Below are 16839 nucleotides of genomic sequence, written 5' to 3'. Positions count from 1 at the left end.
CCCTCAACCGCCCGCCGCGGCCTCCCGGACGGCGGCGGAGATCGCCTCGACGCCCTGGGAGGCCCACAGGATCGAGTAGTGGTTCGTGTCCGGCACCTCCCGCGTGGCGATGCCGGCCGGTTCCAGCCCGAGCTGGGCCAGCCGGAACTCGTCGTAGAGGCCCGGCGTCTGGTCGAACGTGCCGCGGGTCGCCCACAGCAGGGTCGCCGGCACCGGGAGGTCGGTGAGGGCCTCCAGGACCCGCTCGTTGAGCAGGACGTCACCGCCGTCCACCCGGACCGCCTCCGGGACGCAGGAGCTGCGCAGCGCGGGCGGCTCCCCGGTCACGTCCCGCGCCAGGTAGGCGGCCACCGAGGGGACGTCGACCCACGGGCCGACCGCCGGGTGCCGTGACCAGAACTCCCGCACCGCGGCCAGGTCGGGGAACGTCATGGACAGCCGGTCGAGGGCCGGGCCGAGGACGGCGGCGAGCATCGCGTCGACGTCGGCCCCGGGCGGCTGCGGGAGCGCCGGTCCACCGTCGACGAGCACCAGGCCGTGCACCCGGTCCCGCGCCGTCCCGGCGGCCGCCAGCGCGGCGACGAAGGCACCCATCGAGTGGCCGACGACGACGGTGGCTTCGGCGCCGCGGTCGGCGTCGGCCCCGAACCGGTCCAGGAGGGCGGCGAGGTCGGCGGCGTGCGCATCCAGGCCGTAGGGCCCCGGCAGTCCCGCGGAGGCGCCGCGGCCCCGGAGGTCGGGCGCGAGCACCTCGAACTCCCCGGCGAGCGCGCCGGCCACCCGCGCCCACGCCATCGCGTTGGCCGTGATGCCGTGCACGAGGACGGCGATCGGCGCGCCCGGGGAGTCCGCCGGCCAGTGCAAGGCGGCGAGGTCACCGCCCTCGACCGGGACGGCGATCTGCACGGGGTCGCGGACTGTGTCGGTCACCTCGCCCACCCTGCCCGGGGACCGGTCCCGGCGCAGCGCGGACTCAGGAGCCGGCGCGCTCGACGGCGAAGGCGACGAGGAAGCCGAGGGTGGTGATCACGCCGGTCCACGTCCGCGTCTGCTCGAACGCCTCGGGGATCATGGTGTCGGCCACCATCGTGAGGATCGCGCCGGCCGCGACGGCGGTGATGACCGCGATCGCCTCCGGGGGCGCCCCGCCGAGCGTCGCGTAGCCGACCAGCGCCGCCAGCCCGCTGGCCACCGCGATGCCGCCCCAGACGCCGAACACGTAGCGCGCCGACCGGCCACCGGCCTTCATGCCCGCCGCCGAGGACAGCCCCTCGGGCACGTTGGAGATGAACACCGCGGCGAGGACGGAGGCGCTCACGCCGCCACCGCCCAGCAACCCGAGGCCGAGCACCACCGACTCCGGGATGCCGTCCAGCAGCGCGCCGATCGCGATCGCCGCCCCGCTGCCGGCCTGCTCGCCCTCCGTGGGCTGACGGCGCCCCGAGCGCTTGCGGTGCCGTGCGCCGCGGCGGGCCAGCGCGGCGTTGGCCGCCAGGTAGGCCAGGGCTCCGCCGACGAAGCCGATCGCCGCCGGGAGCAGGCCGCCGGTGTCGGCGGCCTCCGTCATCAGGTCGAACGCGACCGCGGAGATGAGCACCCCCGAGCCGAAGGCCATCACCGAGGCGATGACCGTCTGCGGCACCCGGACGAACCAGGCCACGAGCGCGCCCAGCACCAGCGCGGCGCCGCCCAGCAGCCCCCACAGACCCGCCTCCACGACCACCGGCACGAGCCGATCGGTGCCCGACGCAACGGTCCCCGAACCCCGGCCCCGCCCGGCCCGTCCACAGGCTCGCCGCGAGCTCGCGAGCGGGGAGGGGGACGGCGTCCTCCCGGGGGTCCTCTCTCAGTCGGGGTGGGAGAGGAGGTAGCGGCCGAAGTGGGGGACGGTGAAGGCGATCTGGCCGCGCTCGGCGGAGTAGACCAGCCCCTTCTTGATCAGCGAGTCGCGGGCGGGGGAGAGGGACGCCGGCTTGCGGCCGAGGGACGTCGCCACCTCCGACGTCGCCACGGCCGCCCCGTGCGGACCGCCCAGCTCGGCCATCGCGTGCATGTACTCCCGCTCGGCCGGGGTGGCCCGGTCGTAGCGGGAGCCGAAGAAGCCGACGGCCAGCTCGGCCTCGGCGACCGGTGCGGCCATCGCGACGTCGGCGGCCGTGACGGGGGAGGCCGCCGCGACGTCCCAGGTGACCTTCCCGTAGGCCTGCACGAAGTACGGGTAGCCGTCGGCGGCCGCGTAGAGCGCGTCGAGGGCGGCGGGCTCGAAGCTGACGTCCTCGCGCTCGGCCGGGGCCAGCAGGGCGCGGTCGGCGGCCACGCGGTCGAGCCGGTCGATGCGCAGGTAGCGGAACAGCCGCTCGGAGTAGCTCTTGGACGCCGACAGCACCGCGGGCAGGTGGGGGAGTCCCGCGCCGACGACGATCAGCGGCGCGCCCTGCTGGGACAGCTCGTGGCAGGCGGCGCAGATCGCCGAGACGTCGTCGGCCTGCACGTCCTGCATCTCGTCGATGAACAGCGCGATGCCCCGGCCGACGTCGGCGGCCAGGCCGGCGGCGTCGCTGAGCAGTTCGACCAGGTCGATCTCCATGTCGCCGGAGTCCGCGCGCCCGGTCGTGGCCGCGACGTCGATGCCGGGCTGCCAGCGGTCGCGCACCTTGGCGTCGACCGTCTGCCGGAGCGCGAAGGCCTTGAGCACGCCGAGGACGGCGTCCATCGACTCCTGGTCGGGGTGCCGGAGCTCTCGCAGCGCCATGTGCAGCGCGGAGGAGACGGGGCGGCGCAGGGACTGGTCGGGGCGGGCCTCGATCTTGCCGGTGCCCCACCCGTGACCGATCGCCGCCGAGCGCAGCTGGTTGAGCAGCACCGTCTTGCCCACCCCGCGCAGCCCGGTGAGCACCAGCGAGCGCTCGGGGCGGCCGTGGGCGATCCGCTCCAGCACGACGTCGAAGGCCGAGAGCTCGGCGTCCCGGCCGGCCAGCTCCGGCGGGCGCTGGCCGGCGCCGGGGGCGTACGGGTTCCGCACGGGGTCCATGTCGAGCACGCTATGCCGCCGTCTAGCCACCCGCGTAGACATCCGTAGAACCGGGTAGCGCGTGTCCCGCCAGCACGACCGCGGACGAGGGCGGAGCGGCGCGTACAGGGAAACGTGATCTTCGGGCACTAGCGTGGGCGCGTGATCAGGTTCCTGCTGAAGGTCGTCCTCCTGGCCGGCGTCTTCTACGGCGTCGCCTACCTGCTGGACGGCATCGAGGTGATCCCCAACCCCGACGGACCGCTGGGCGAGCCGGGCACCTACCTGTGGATCGCGCTGATCTTCGCGGTGATCAACGCCGTCGTCGGGCCGATCCTGCGGCTGCTGTCGCTGCCCTTCGTGCTGCTGACGCTGGGCCTGTTCCTGCTCGTCGTCAACGCGGCGCTGCTCGGCATCACCGCGGCGCTCACCGACCGGCTCCAGGTCGACGGCTTCGGTGCCGCCGTCCTCGGCGGGCTGCTGCTCGCCGTCGGCGGCTGGATCGCCGACCAGCTGACCGAGAAGCGCTGAGCGCCGGAGCACGACAGGGGCCGCGCGCCGTCCCCGTCCGGGGGCTCGCCGCGCGCCCGTGAGCGGTGGGGAGGACCGGGTCGGTCGACTAGCGTCAGGCGGCATGGTCAGCACCACCGGCACGGTCCCGGCCACCCCGGGACCGGCCGCAGCGGACGACGACATCCCGGCCGCCGCGACTGAGCTGGCCGCCCTCGAGGCGGCTCGCGACGAGAAGCGCCGGCTGCTGGAACAGGCCGCCGCCGCGGCCCTCGACTCCGGCGCGGGGCTGCCGACCGGCTGCACCCCGGCCGACGTGCCGGCCCTGCTGCGCCGCTACTACTGGAGCGAGCCGGCGGCGGAGGTGCTCGACCACGACCTCGCCGACCTCGCCGACCTCGCCCTGGGGCACCTCCGGCTGGCCGAGGTCCGGCCGCAGGGCTCGGCCACCGTGGACGTGCAGCAGCTCCGGGCGCACGGCGACTCCGGGCCGCGCTCCATGCTGCTGGTGGTCACCGACGACATGCCGTTCCTCGTCGACTCCGTCACCGCCGAGGTGGTCCGGCAGGGGTTCCGGATCGAGCACGTCGTCCACCCGGTCCTGGTCATCCGCCGTGACCTGGCCGGCCGGATCCGCGCCTTCTGCGACAGCGCCGAACCCGGCGGCTGCGGCCCCGACGCCCTCGCCGAGTCCTGGATGGCCGTGGTGCTCGACGGTCCGCTGGACGACGAGGCGGCCGGTGACCTGGCCGCCGGGCTGCGCACCGTGCTCGCCGACGTCCGGGCGGTCGACGAGGACGCCGGCCGGATGCGCGACCGCGCGCTGGACCTCGCCGACCGGCTGGAGCGCATCGCGCTCCCGTCCGGCGCGGCCGCCGGCGACCCCGCCGGCGACCCCGCCGAGGCCGCGGCCCTGCTGCGGTGGCTCACCGAGGGCAACTTCGTCTTCCTCGGCGCGCGCGACGTCGAGCCGGCCGCGCAGCGGGGGCGGACGTCGTCCCGGCCGGTCCCGGGCAGCGGCCTGGGCGTGCTGCGCAGCGACGCCGGGGCGGGCGGTGCGCCGGAGGGGGCCGCCGCCTCGGGGACCGCGCTGGTCACCGTCACCAAGGCCGACAGCCGGTCGAGCGTGCACCGCCGAGCCTGGCTGGACCTGGTGACGGTGACGCTGCCGACCGACGAGGGCGGGCCGGCCCGCCAGCACCGCCTCGTCGGGCTGTTCCCGACCGCCGCCTACGCGCACGGCGTCCGCGACGTCCCCCTGGTGCGGCGGAAGGTCGCCGAGGTCGTCGACCGCTCCGGCGTGCCGGCCGACAGCCACACCGGCAAGGAACTGCTCGACGTCCTGGAGACCTATCCCCGCGACGAGCTCTTCCAGGTCGGCACCGACGAGCTGCTGCCGGTCGCCCTGGCCGTGCTCTACCTGCAGGAACGCCGGCAGACCCGGCTGTTCCTCCGTGGCGACCCGGGCAACCGGTTCTGGTCCGCGCTGGTCTACCTGCCGCGGGACCGGTACACGACCGAGGTGCGGCTGGACATCCAGCAGCTGCTGCTGGAGCGGCTCGGGGGCTCGAGCATCGAGTACACGGCGCGGATCACCGAGTCGGTGCTGGCCCGGCTGCACTTCGTCGTCCGCCCGCCGGTGGCCCGCCGCGGGCCGCCGACGCTGCCCGACGTCGACGTCCCGTCGCTGCAGGCCGCCCTGGCCGCGGTGGCGCGCAGCTGGACCGACGACCTCGCCGACGCCCTCGCCGTCCGCTACGGGGCCGACGCCGAGCGCCGGCTGGCCCGGGCGGGGGACGCGTTCCCGGCCGTCTACCAGGAGGACTTCCCCGCCTCGGCCGCGGTCGAGGACCTGGAACGGCTCGACGCGCTGGGGGAGGGGGAGATCGGCCTCGTGCTGCGCCGCGCGGCGGGGAGCTCGGCCACCGAACCCCGCCTGGCGGTCTACCGGGTGGGGGAGCGGCTGCTGCTCTCCGACGTCCTGCCGATGCTGCAGCACATGGGCGTGGACGTCATCGACGAGCGGCCCTACGAGATCGACCGGATCGGGGCGCCGCTGGCCTGGATCTACGACTTCGGGCTCACCTCGCCCGGCGGTGAGCTGCCCTTCCCCGGCTCGCTGCCCGAGCGGTTCACCGACGCACTGTCCGCCGTCTGGCGCGGCGACGCGGAGGACGACGGGCTGGGCGCGCTGGTGCTGCTGGCCGGGCTGAACTGGCGGCAGGTGTCGGTGGTCCGCGCCTACGTCCAGTGGCTGCGCCAGGCCGGGCTGCCCTTCGGCCAGCGGTACGTGGAGACGACGCTGGCCGCGCACCCGGACGTCGTCGCCCGGCTGGTCGCCCTGTTCGAGGCGCGCTTCTCGCCCGGCCGCGACGCCGGACGGGACGACCGCCAGCGGGTGCTGGTCGAGTCGCTGCGGGAGGCCATCGGCCGGGTGGAGTCCCTGGACGCCGACCGCGTGCTCACCGCCCTGCTGGCCGCCGTCACGGCCACCCAGCGCACCACGTACTACGTGGGCGGCCCCCTGGCGCTCAAGCTCGACCCGCACGCCGTCCCTGACGTCCCCGAGCCGCGGCCGGCCCGCGAGGTGTGGGTCAGCTCGCCGCGGGTGATGGGCGTGCACCTGCGCTTCGGCGCCGTCGCCCGGGGCGGGCTGCGCTGGTCCGACCGGCACGAGGACCTCCGCACCGAGGTGCTGGGGCTGGTCAAGGCGCAGATGGTGAAGAACACCGTGATCGTGCCGACCGGCGCCAAGGGCGGCTTCGTCGTCAAGAACCCGCCGGCTGTGACCGACCCCGCCCACCCGGCCTCCCGTGACGCCGTCCTCGCCGAGGGGCAGGCCTGCTACCGGCTCTTCATCGGCGCGCTGCTGGCGCTGACCGACAACCTGGTCGACGGCGAGCTGGTGCCCCCCGACCGCGTGGTCCGGCACGACGGCGACGACAGCTACCTGGTCGTCGCCGCCGACAAGGGGACGGCGACCTTCTCCGACCTGGCCAACTCGGTCGCGCTCGAGCGCGGGTTCTGGCTGGGCGACGCCTTCGCCTCCGGGGGGTCGGTCGGCTACGACCACAAGGCCATGGGCATCACCGCCCGGGGCGCGTGGGAGTCGGTGACCCGGCACTTCCGCGAGCTGGACCTCGACGTGCAGCGCCAGGACTTCACCGTGGTCGGGGTCGGCGACATGTCCGGCGACGTCTTCGGCAACGGCATGCTGCTGTCGCCGCACATCCGCCTGGTCGCCGCCTTCGACCACCGGCACGTCTTCGTCGACCCCACGCCCGACGCGCCCACCTCCTACGACGAGCGGCGCCGGCTGTTCGACCTGCCCCGCTCGTCGTGGGCGGACTACGACGCGTCGCTGATCAGCCCGGGCGGCGGCGTGTGGCCGCGGACGGTCAAGTCCATCCCGGTCAGCGAGCCGATGCGCGCGGCCCTGGGGCTGCCCGACGACGTCGAGGCGCTGCCGCCGGTCGAGCTCATCCGCGCCGTGCTGCTGGCCCCGGTCGACCTGCTGTTCAACGGCGGCATCGGTACCTACGTCAAGGCCGCGGCCGAGAGCGCGCTGGACGTCGGGGACAAGGCCAACGACGCGGTGCGGGTGGACGGCCGTGACCTGCGGGTCCGCGTGGTGGGGGAGGGCGGCAACCTGGGGCTGACCCAGCGCGGCCGGGTGGAGTACGCCCTGGCCGGCGGCAAGGTCAACACCGACGCCATCGACAACTCCGCGGGCGTGGACACCTCCGACCACGAGGTGAACATCAAGATCGCGCTCAACCGCGTGGTGGACGCCGGCGAGCTGGACGCCGGGAGCCGCGCCGAGCTGCTGGGCCAGATGACCGACGAGGTGGCCGCCGCCGTCCTCACCGACAACCACGCGCAGAACGCGACGCTGGCCGCCGAGGTGACCGCCGCCCGCAGCCTCCTCGACGCCCACCAGCGGTTCCTCCGCGCTCTCGAGCGCTCCGGCCGCCTGGTGCGCAGCGTCGAAGCCCTGCCCGACGACCGGGCTCTGGGCGAGCGGCGCCGCGACGGGCACGCCCTCACCGGTCCGGAGCTGTCGGTGCTGCTGGCCTACGCCAAGCTCGAGACGGGCGACGCCGTCCTGGCCGGTGACCTGCCCGACGACCCGGCGCTGGAGGGGCTGCTCGAGGCGTACTTCCCGACCGAGCTGCGCCGGCGCTTCCCGTCCGCTGTCGTGAGCCACCCGCTGCGCCGGGAGATCGTCGCCACGGCGCTGACCAACCGGGCGGTCAACACCGCCGGGGTGACCGGCCTGTTCCGGCTGGTGGAGGAGACCGGGGTGCCGCTGGCCGGGGTGGTCCGGGCGCACGCGGTGGCCCGTGCCGTCTTCGAGGTGGACCGGCTGTGGGACGCCGTCCGCCCGCTGGACAACCAGGTGTCGGCCGGCACCCAGGTGGAGCTGCGCACCGAGGCCACCCGGCTGGCCGAGCGGGCCACCCGGTGGCTGCTGGCCCTCCCCGAGCTGGCCGCGGACCAGGCCGCCCGGATCGGGGAGGTGACGGACCGGTTCGCCGCACCGGTGGCCGCGGTCCGCGACGGCCTGCCGTCGTGGCTGCTCGGCGCGGAGGCCGCCGGCTACTCCGAGCGCGCGAGCCGGCTGGAGAGGTCCGGTGTGCCGGGGCCGCTGGCCGCCGAGGTGGCCGCCGCACCGCTGCTGCCGGCCGCCCTCGACCTCGCCGTCGTCGCCGAGCGCACCGGCGCGCCGATCGACCTGGCCGGCCGGGTGCAGCAGTGCCTGGCCGAGCGGCTGGCGCTGGTGCCGCTGCGCGAGCTCGTCATCGCCCTGCCCCGTGATCGCCGGTGGCCCTCGATGGCGCGAGCCAGCCTGCGCGACGACCTGGCCACCGAGCAGGCGGCGCTCACCGCCGACGTGCTGGCCGGCCGGCGCGGCGACGCCGAACCCGCGGACGAGCTGGTGGCGCGCTGGGCCGGTGGCTGGGACGGCACCCAGCAGCGGGCTGCGGCACAGCTGGTCGACATCGCCTCAGGGGACCGCCAGGAGCTGGCCGAGCTGCTGGTCGCCGTCCGGACCCTGCGCGGCCTCCGACGGCGCACCTAGCCGCGTCTGCGGTTCTCTGGCCTGAGCACTAGAGAGCCGTAGACGCCGGCAGAGCGGTTTGCGGGCCGGTGCCGACGGGGGAGGGGAGGGCCATGACCCGTCCCCTCGTCGTCCTCGGCGGATCCGGCGACCTCACCGGCCGCTTCCTGCTGCCCGGCCTGGCCGAGCTCGACGACGCCGGCGAGCTGGCCGACGACCAGACGGTGCTGGCGGTCGGGCGGCACGACGGCTCCGACGACGACTACCGGTCGTGGGCCCGCGAGCAGCTCGGGGAGCACGCCGACCACGTGCCCGAGGAGTCCCGTGCCCGGCTGGTCGGCCGGCTCGGGTACCAGCAGGGATCGGTGACCGAGGCCGACGACCTGCGCCGGGCGCTGGAGCGGGCGGGCGGGGTGCCCGTCGTCTACCTGGCGCTGCCCAACACGGTCTTCCGCGACACCCTCGAAGCCCTGGGCCAGGTCGGTCTGCCCGAGGGAGCGGCGGTCGCCGTCGAGAAGCCGTTCGGCACCGGGGTCGAGGACGCGCGCGAGCTCAACGCCGTCCTGCACCGGCTGCTGCCCGAGGACGCCGTGCACCGCGTCGACCACTTCACGGCCACCCAGACGGTGCTGAACCTGCTCGGACTGCGCTTCGCCAACCGCCTGTTCGAGCCGGTGTGGAACGCGGGGCACGTGGAGCGCGTGGACATCGTCTTCGACGAGACCCTCGGCCTGGAGGGCCGGGCCGGCTACTACGACACCGCCGGTGCGCTGCGCGACATGCTGCAGAACCACCTGCTGCAGCAGCTGGCACTGGTCGCGATGGAGCCGCCGGCGGCGATCGACGGGCCGAGCCTGGCCGCGCGCCGGGCGGACGTGCTGCGTGCCGTCCGCCCGCCGGCCGACATGGCCCGCGACACGCTGCGGGCCCGGTACACCGCCGGCACCGTCGCGGGCCGCGAGCTCCCCGACTACACCGCGGAGGAAGGCGTGGACCCCGACCGGGGGACCGAGACCTACGCCGAGTACACGGTGACCATCGACAACTGGCGCTGGGCGGGGGTGCCGTTCCGGCTGCGGTCGGGCAAGGCCCTGGGGGCCGACCGGCAGGAGATGGTGATCCGCTTCAAGCCCGTGCCGCACCTGGCGTTCGGCGACGGCGCTGCCGAGCCCGACGTCCTGCGGCTCACCTTCGACCCGGACGGGGTCTCCCTGGAGCTCAACCTCAACGGGGCCGGCGACCCGTTCGACCTGGAGCGGCGCGCGCTGGCGCTGGAGCTGCCGACGCGCCGGCTGTCGGCGTACGGACTGCTCCTGCGGGAGCTGCTGGCCGGGAACCGCGTGCTGTCGGTCAGTGCCGCGGAGGCCGAGGAGTCGTGGCGGATCGTGGAGCCGATCCTGGCCGCCTGGGCGGCCGGGGAGGTGCCGCTGCGGGAGTACCCGGCCGGCTCCGACGGCCCCGTGCCGGGGTGAGGGCCGCCGCTCAGCGCGCCGGTGGGGTCCAGGCCGGGTCGCGACCGATCAGGCCGAGGGCGCGGTCCTGCAGCGGAGCGTCCTCGGGCACCTCCACCGCCGGGCCGAAGACGACGACGCCCGGCCCGAACGCCTCGGGCACCCGCATGACGTCCGGGATCTCCTGCAGGCCCGGCCACATGGCGGCCAGCTCGTCGGGGTCGATGGTGTCGTCCTGCCCGGTGGCCCGGGCCAGGTCCCAGCGGTGCAGCACCAGGTCGGCGCTGGCCACCCGGTCGACCAGGTCGACACCGGGCATCGAACCCGCGGGGGTCTCGGTCGGCCGGGCCGACAGCTCGGGGTCGGCGAGGACGGCCTCCACCGCGGTGCGGGCCGCGCGGAAGGCGGCGAGCGGGTCGTCGTCCACGGACGGCGTGGCCGGGACCGACCGGCCGTGCGGGCGCAGCGCCACGCCCTGCATCTCCACGATGTGCCGGACGACGTCGCGGGCGTCCCACTCCGCGCACGGCGACTGCCGCGACCAGTCGGCCGGGTCGACGGCCGCCACGGTCGCCTCGAAGACGTCGGCGCGGCGGCGGTAGCGCTCGGTGACCTCGGTGCGGTGGCGTTCGTCGATCCCAGCGTCGGCAGTCATGGAGGGAAGACCCCCGCCGCCGCCCGGACTCATCGCCGTCCGTCAGAGCGGCGGACGGCGGCTGCCGAAGCGGGTCGCCTGCTCGAAGGCGTGCCCCACCTCGAGCGCCCGGCGGTCGGCGCGGGGTGCGGTGACGACCTGGAGCCCGACCGGCAGGCCCTCGGGGGTGAACCCGCCCGGCACCGACAGCGCGGGGCACCCGGTGGGCGTGATCAGCGTGCAGGCCCGCATCCACTCGAGGTAGTCCCCCAGCTCGACTCCGTCGATCGAGGTCGGGTACTCCTGCTCCACGGGGAAGGGCACCACCTGGGTCGCCGGCGCCAGCAGCGCGTCGTAGCGCTCGAAGAACGCCACCACCCGCTCGTACAGCGCCGTGTGGGCGACCTCGGCCCGGGCGATGTCGGCGCCGGAGAGCCGCGCGCCCAGCTCGGCGTTCCACCGGATGGACTCCTTCACCTGGTCCGGGTGCTGCCGGGCGAGCTCGGTGAACGAGGCGTCGAACAGCCAGGCGCGCAGGGTCCCGAAGACGTCGTCCGCGCCGGACAGGTCGGGGCAGTCGGGCTCGACCGTCGCCCCGAGCTCCTCGAAGACCCGCACCGACTCGGCCAGCACCGCGGTGATCGCCGGGTCGACCCGCACCCGGCCGCCCAGATCCGGCGCCCAGGCGACCCGCAGGCCGTCGAGGCGCTCGGGCAGCGGGGCGGCGAACGGCGCTCCCGGGTCGCCGAGGGAGATGGGCACCCGCGGGTCCGGGCCGGCCACCGCCGACAGGGTCAGCGCGACGTCGGCGACCGTGCGGCCCATGGGGCCCTGTACCGACAGCTGCGACCAGCCGATCGCCGCCGGCCACGTGGGCACCCGGCCGGGTGTGGGCCGCAGGCCGACGACGTTGCAGAAGGCCGCCGGGTTGCGCAGCGAGCCGCCCATGTCACTGCCCTCGGCGACCGGGACGAAGCCCGCGGCCAGCGCGGCGGCCGCGCCTCCGCTGGACCCGCCGGCCGACAGCCCGTGCCGGTAGGGGTTGTGGGTCGCGCCGAACAGGGAGTTGAACGTGTGCGAGCCGGCCGCGAACTCCGGCGTGTTGGTCTTGCCCAGCCGGATCGTCCCTGCCGCCCGCAGCCGGCCGACGACCAGCTCGTCCTCGGCGGGCACCGTGCCGGCGTGCAGGGGCGAGCCGTAGGTGGTGCGCATGCCACCGGTGGCGTGGGTGTCCTTGTGCGCGACCGGCAGCCCGTGCAGCGGGCCGACGTCCTCCCCCGCCGCCAGGGCCGCGTCGGCGGCGTCGGCCGCGGCGCGGGCCCCGTCGGCGTCCAGGGTGACGATCGCGTTGACCCGCTCGTCCAGCCGCTCGATCCGCTCCAGGCAGGCGTCGGTCAGCTCCCGGGCCGAGAGCTTCCGGGTGCGGATCAGGGCGGCGAGCTCCGTGGCCGGGCGCAGGCAGAGCTCGTCAGTGGGCGCGGTCACCGCACGAGGTTGCCACAGTGTTCGACGTCGTCCTCCGGACGACACCGCGGCCAGGTGCCGTCCCCCGGCTGCGTGGAGCACCACCGTCGCGCCTGCGCGGAGGCCTCCGGCCCCCACTCGGCCCGACCGCGGCCAGGTGCCGTCCCCCCCTGCGTGGAGCACCACCGTGCGTGCCCCGGGGGAGCGCGCGGCCGGCGGCGGGGGAACGATGTCCCCCGATGAGCGACGAGCGATCGACCGACCCCGACCCGGCCGCGGACGGCGTCACCTTCCCGGCCCTGGGACTGCGACCGGAGCTGGTCCAGGCCCTCACCGCCCTGGGCTACGAGGAGCCCACGCCGATCCAGCAGGAGGCGATCCCGCCGCTGGTGGCCGGGCGCGACCTGCTCGGCCAGGCGGCGACGGGCACGGGGAAGACCGCCGCGTTCGCGTTGCCGGTGCTGCAGCGCCTCCCCGCGCACCGCACCGACCGCGCACCGGTGGCGATCGTCCTGGTGCCCACCCGGGAGCTCGCCATCCAGGTGTCCGAGGCGCTGCACCGCTACGGCCGGGAGATCGGCGCCCGGGTGCTGCCGGTCTACGGCGGAGCCCCCATCGTCCGCCAGCTCAAGGGCCTCCAGTCCGGGGTCGACGTCGTCGTCGCCACCCCCGGCCGGGCGCTGGACCTCCTCCAGCGGGGCAGCCTGCACCTGGGTGACGTCGCCACCGTCGTCCTGGACGAGGCCGACGAGATGCTCGACATGGGCTTCGCCGAGGACCTCGAGGCCATCCTCGACGAGACGCCGGAGACGCGGCAGACCGTGCTGTTCTCCGCGACGATGCCCCGCCGGCTCGACGCCCTCGCCCGCCGGCACCTCGACGACCCGGTCCGGATCACCATCGCCCGCGAGAAGGCCGCCTCGGGCGAGTCGCCGCGGGTCCGCCAGACCGCCTACGTCGTGCCGCGCGCGGCCAAGGCGGCCGCGCTCGGGCGGGTGCTCGACATCGAGGCCCCCACGGCGGCGATCGTCTTCTGCCGCACCCGCGAGGAGGTGGACACGCTCACCGAGACGCTCAACGGCCGCGGCTACCGCGCCGAGGCGCTGCACGGCGGGATGAGCCAGGAGCAGCGCGACCGCGTCATGGGCCGGCTGCGCGGGGGGACCGCTGACCTGCTGGTGGCGACCGACGTCGCCGCCCGCGGCCTGGACATCGAGCAGTTGACGCACGTCGTCAACTACGACGTCCCCTCCGCGCCCGAGTCCTACGTGCACCGGATCGGGCGGGTGGGTCGCGCGGGCCGGGAGGGCGTGGCGATCACCCTGGCCGAGCCGCGCGAGCACCGGATGCTCAAGACGATCGAGAAGGTCGCGGGCGCGCCGATCACCGTCGAGAAGGTACCGACCGTCGCCGACCTGCGGGCCCGTCGGCTGGAGCTCACCCGCGCGGCGCTGCGCGAGAGCCTCCTGGAGGACGACCTGGAGCGCTTCCGGGCGGTCGTCGAGACCCTCACCGACGAGTTCGACCTGTTCGAGGTCGCGCTGGCGGCGGTCAAGCTCGCCCACGAGGCCGGCGGTGGCACCGACGACGACGAGGAGCTCCCGCAGGTCACCTTCCGTCCCGACAGCGGGGGGCGGCCCGACGCCCGGGGCAGCCGCGGTGCGGCACCGCGGGGCGGGCGTCCGGCCGGTGGCCCGGGCGCGCGGCTGTTCGTCGGACTCGGCCGGGAGGCCGGGATCCGCCCCGGCGATCTTGTCGGGGCCATCACGGGGGAGACCGGGCTGACCGGCCGGGACATCGGTGCCATCGAGATCCACCAGCGGTTCGCGCTGGTGGAGGTCCCCGAGCCCGCGGCGGACGAGGTCGTCCGCGCCCTGCGGGCCACGATGATCAAGGGCCGGAAGGCGACCGTCCGCCGCGACCGGTGAAGGACCCCGCTGCCCCACCGCCGGCCAGCTCGCGGCGGGACCCTGCAGCAGGCCCTCAGGCGGTGCCGTGCTCGGCGGGCACGACGTCCGGGACGTCGTTCGGGCCCGCCTCGGCGGGGCGCGGTCGGCCCTGGGGGTGCAGGCGGACGGCGACGAGCGCGACGTCGTCCTCCGGCCGTCCCTCCACGAGCCGCTCGAGCACCTCGTCGAGCATCTCCTGCAGCGGCCGGTCGGCGAGGTCGACGAGCGCCTCGCGCAGCCGGACCAGGCCGGCGTCGAGGTCGGCGTCCCGCCGCTCGACCAGACCATCGGTGAACAGCAGCACCGTCGCGCCGCGGTCGAGGGTCACCACCGACTCCTGCCGGCGTGCCGCGGCGTCGACGCCGAGCAGCAGGTCGCCCTTCCAGGCCGCCAGCTCGGCCACCGACCCGTCGGGGTTGATGACCATCGGCGGCAGGTGGCCGGCGTTGGCCCAGCGCATGCGGGTGACGCCGCGCTCCCGCTCGTCGTCGGTCTGCTCGAAGCGGGCCACCGCCGCGGTCGCCAGGACCCGCGTCTGCAGCAGGGCCATGGACGCGTCCAGCCCGCGGAGCACCTCCACCGGAGGGGCGTCGCTGTAGGTGGCGATGCCCCGGAGCAGACCGCGCAGCTGACCCATCGCGGCGGCCGCCTCGGTGTCGTGCCCGACCACGTCCCCGATGACCAGCATCGTCGCCCCGCAGGGCTGCAGGAACGCGTCGTACCAGTCCCCGCCCACCCGTGCGGCCTCGACGGCCGGCAGGTACCGGACGGCGATCTCCGCGTGGTCGGGCTCCGGCGGCTCGGTGAGCAGACTGCGCTGCAGGCCCTCGGCCAGTTGCTGCTGCTGGGTGTAGAGCCGGGTGTTGTCCAGGGCCAGCCCGGCGCGGTCCGCGACGTCCTGCGCGGTGGCCAGGTCCTCGTCCGACACCGGCTCGCCCCGGCCGTAGTACAGGGTGAGCACGCCGAGGGTGCGGCCGCGCCCGCGCAGCGGCAGCGCGACGGCCGACCCGGGGTCCAGTGCGGTGAGCAGGCTGCGGGCCTCGCCCGGCGGCAGCAGGGCGGCCACCTCGCCGGCGTGCGAGCGCACCGGCTCACCGACGAACAGCGCGCGGGCCACCGGCGAGGTCGCCGGCATGGCGTCGAGCCGGACGGCGGTGTAGCGCTCCACCAGACTGCGGGCGGACGGGTCGGCGTGCCACCAGCCGACGTCCCGGGGGCGGCCCTCGGCGTCGACGACGGTGACGATGCACCACTGGGCCAGCGCCGGGACGACCAGCCTCGGGAGCCGGCCGATCGCCGTCCGGGCGTCCAGCGTGCCGGCCAGCTCGGCGCTCACCTGGGCCAGCAGGGCCAGCCGCTGCGCGGACCGCTCGGCGCGGGCACGCGTCCGCAGCCGCTCGGTGACCTCGGTGAAGTACACCGACAGCCCCTCCGGGCTCGGCCAGGCGCGCAGCTCGTACCAGCCGTCCAGGGGAGCGGGGTAGTAGGCGTCGAAGTTGACCGGCTGGCCGGTCCGGACGGCGCTGCGGTAGCTCTCCTCGAAGGCGCTGTCGACCGCGCCGGGGAAGCAGTCCCAGAGGACCTCGCCGAGCAGTTCCTCCCGGTTGCGGCCCAGCAGCCGCTCGGCCTCGGCGTTGACGTGCGTGAACCGCCACTGCCGGTCCAGCGAGTAGAAGCCGGCCGGCATGGCCTCGAGCACCCGCGCGACCCGGGCCTGACCGTCGCGGTCATCGGTGGTGTCGTACGCGGCGCCGACCACCCGCACCGCGCGGCCCTCGGGGTCGCCCAGCGCCCGCCCCCGGGCCTGCACCCAGCGCGTCTCGCCGTCGGGCCGGAGGACGCGGTACTCGGCCTCGTACTCCCCGACCGTCTCGATGGAGACCTGCAGCGCCTCGGCCACCCGGTCGACGTCGTCGGGGTGCACCCGCGCCGAGAACCCCCGGATCGTCGAGTCGAACTCACCGGCGGTGTAGCCGAACATCGCGAGCAGGGGCTCGTCCCAGTTCAGCTCGCCGGTGTGCAGGTCCCAGTCGAAGGTGCCGACCCGGCCGGCGTCCATCGCCAGGCGCCAGCGCAGGTGCTGACGCTCGTACTCGCCGCTCAGCGCCGCGTACTCCAGCTCGGTGACCACCGACGCCGCGAGCTGGCGCAGCGTGGCGACGTCGCCGTCGGACCAGGCCCGGGGAGCCGGGTCGAAGACGCACAGCGCGCCGACCACGTGGGCGGTGCTGTCGGTGAGCGGTATGCCGAGGTAGGCGCCGACGGCCCCCGACGCGACCGGCGGGAGGCTGCGCACCCGCTCGTCGGCCGCCGCGTCCGCCACGACCAGAGGCGCACCGCCGGCGGCGGTCACCGTGCACAGCGAGTCGGTGAGCGCGGTCTCGCCGAGCGTGCCGCCCGGGGCCATTCCCGCGGCGCCGGCGATGGTCTGGACGTCGTCGAGGATCGCGATCTGCCCCGCCCCCGCGCCGAGCAGCCGGGTGGCCAGTTCCACGAGCCGGTCCAGGACCAGGCTGCCGCCGTCGACCGCGCGCAGCCGTCGGGCGGCGCGGACCCGCGTGGGGTCACTGCTCAGCTCGGCGGCCGCCTGCTCGACGTCGGCCGCGCGCACGGCGCCGTCACGCCGCGGGGATGTCTCCACCGGAACCCTTCTGCCCGGCACCGGCCGGGGGCCTCGAGACGCGGGCCGCCGTTGTCCGGGCTCCGGGCGTCCCCGCAGTTATGTCACGCCCGGTCCGTTGCGGGCAACAGGCCTGACA

10 protein-coding genes are annotated in these 16839 nt (G+C 75.7%); 4 read left to right on the top strand and 6 right to left on the bottom strand.

Annotated features, from left to right (window positions below; genetic code table 11):
• Window positions 1-3: 3 nt before the first annotated feature.
• The 3 genes from GCU56_RS17605 to GCU56_RS17595 form a co-directional block, all read right to left on the bottom strand.
• Window positions 4-930 (bottom strand): alpha/beta fold hydrolase, encoded by a 927-nt coding sequence (locus GCU56_RS17605; protein WP_163483030.1) that lies wholly within the window; start codon window positions 928-930, stop codon window positions 4-6.
• 43 nt (window positions 931-973) lie between these two features.
• Window positions 974-1729 (bottom strand): ZIP family zinc transporter, encoded by a 756-nt coding sequence (locus GCU56_RS17600; protein WP_163483029.1) that lies wholly within the window; start codon window positions 1727-1729, stop codon window positions 974-976.
• Window positions 1730-1846: 117 nt separating this feature from the next.
• Entirely contained in the window at window positions 1847-3031 is a 1185-nt protein-coding gene (locus GCU56_RS17595) for an ATP-binding protein (protein ID WP_163483028.1), read from the bottom strand.
• Window positions 3032-3172: 141 nt separating this feature from the next.
• On the opposite strand from GCU56_RS17595, the gene GCU56_RS17590 reads away from it, so the two are divergent.
• The 3 genes from GCU56_RS17590 to GCU56_RS17580 all read left to right on the top strand — a co-directional run bounded on the left by GCU56_RS17590 (window position 3173) and on the right by GCU56_RS17580 (window position 10054).
• Entirely contained in the window at window positions 3173-3541 is a 369-nt protein-coding gene (locus GCU56_RS17590; protein WP_163483027.1) for a phage holin family protein, read from the top strand.
• A 103-nt stretch (window positions 3542-3644) separates the two neighbouring features.
• A complete protein-coding gene (locus GCU56_RS17585; protein WP_163483026.1) occupies window positions 3645-8603 on the top strand; it encodes an NAD-glutamate dehydrogenase in 4959 nt (1652 codons plus the stop codon).
• Window positions 8604-8695: 92 nt separating this feature from the next.
• The gene (locus GCU56_RS17580; RefSeq protein ID WP_163483025.1) at window positions 8696-10054 is read left to right on the top strand and encodes a glucose-6-phosphate dehydrogenase; all 1359 of its coding nucleotides are present in this window, start codon (window positions 8696-8698) and stop codon (window positions 10052-10054) included.
• 10 nt (window positions 10055-10064) lie between these two features.
• Here the strand turns inward: GCU56_RS17580 and GCU56_RS17575 are convergent, their stop codons facing one another.
• Both GCU56_RS17575 and GCU56_RS17570 read right to left on the bottom strand, forming a co-directional pair.
• Window positions 10065-10688, bottom strand: a complete 624-nt coding sequence (locus GCU56_RS17575) for a TIGR03086 family metal-binding protein (protein WP_163483024.1) — start codon at window positions 10686-10688, stop codon at window positions 10065-10067.
• 42 nt (window positions 10689-10730) lie between these two features.
• Entirely contained in the window at window positions 10731-12152 is a 1422-nt protein-coding gene (locus GCU56_RS17570; RefSeq protein WP_163483023.1) for an amidase, read from the bottom strand.
• Window positions 12153-12370: 218 nt separating this feature from the next.
• Here GCU56_RS17570 and GCU56_RS17565 point away from each other — a divergent pair, with 218 nt between their 5' ends.
• The gene (locus GCU56_RS17565; protein ID WP_163483022.1) at window positions 12371-14059 is read left to right on the top strand and encodes a DEAD/DEAH box helicase; all 1689 of its coding nucleotides are present in this window, start codon (window positions 12371-12373) and stop codon (window positions 14057-14059) included.
• A gap of 55 nt (window positions 14060-14114) precedes the next feature.
• On the opposite strand, the gene GCU56_RS17560 is transcribed toward GCU56_RS17565, so the two are convergent.
• Window positions 14115-16721 (bottom strand): SpoIIE family protein phosphatase, encoded by a 2607-nt coding sequence (locus tag GCU56_RS17560; RefSeq protein WP_163483021.1) that lies wholly within the window; start codon window positions 16719-16721, stop codon window positions 14115-14117.
• Between the last annotated feature and the right edge of the window lie 118 nt (window positions 16722-16839).

Origin of the sequence: Geodermatophilus sabuli (assembly GCF_010686765.1) — a bacterium.
Classification (GTDB): Bacteria; Actinomycetota; Actinomycetes; order Mycobacteriales; family Geodermatophilaceae; genus Geodermatophilus; species Geodermatophilus sabuli_A.
This window is presented reverse-complemented; position numbering and strand designations above follow the sequence as displayed.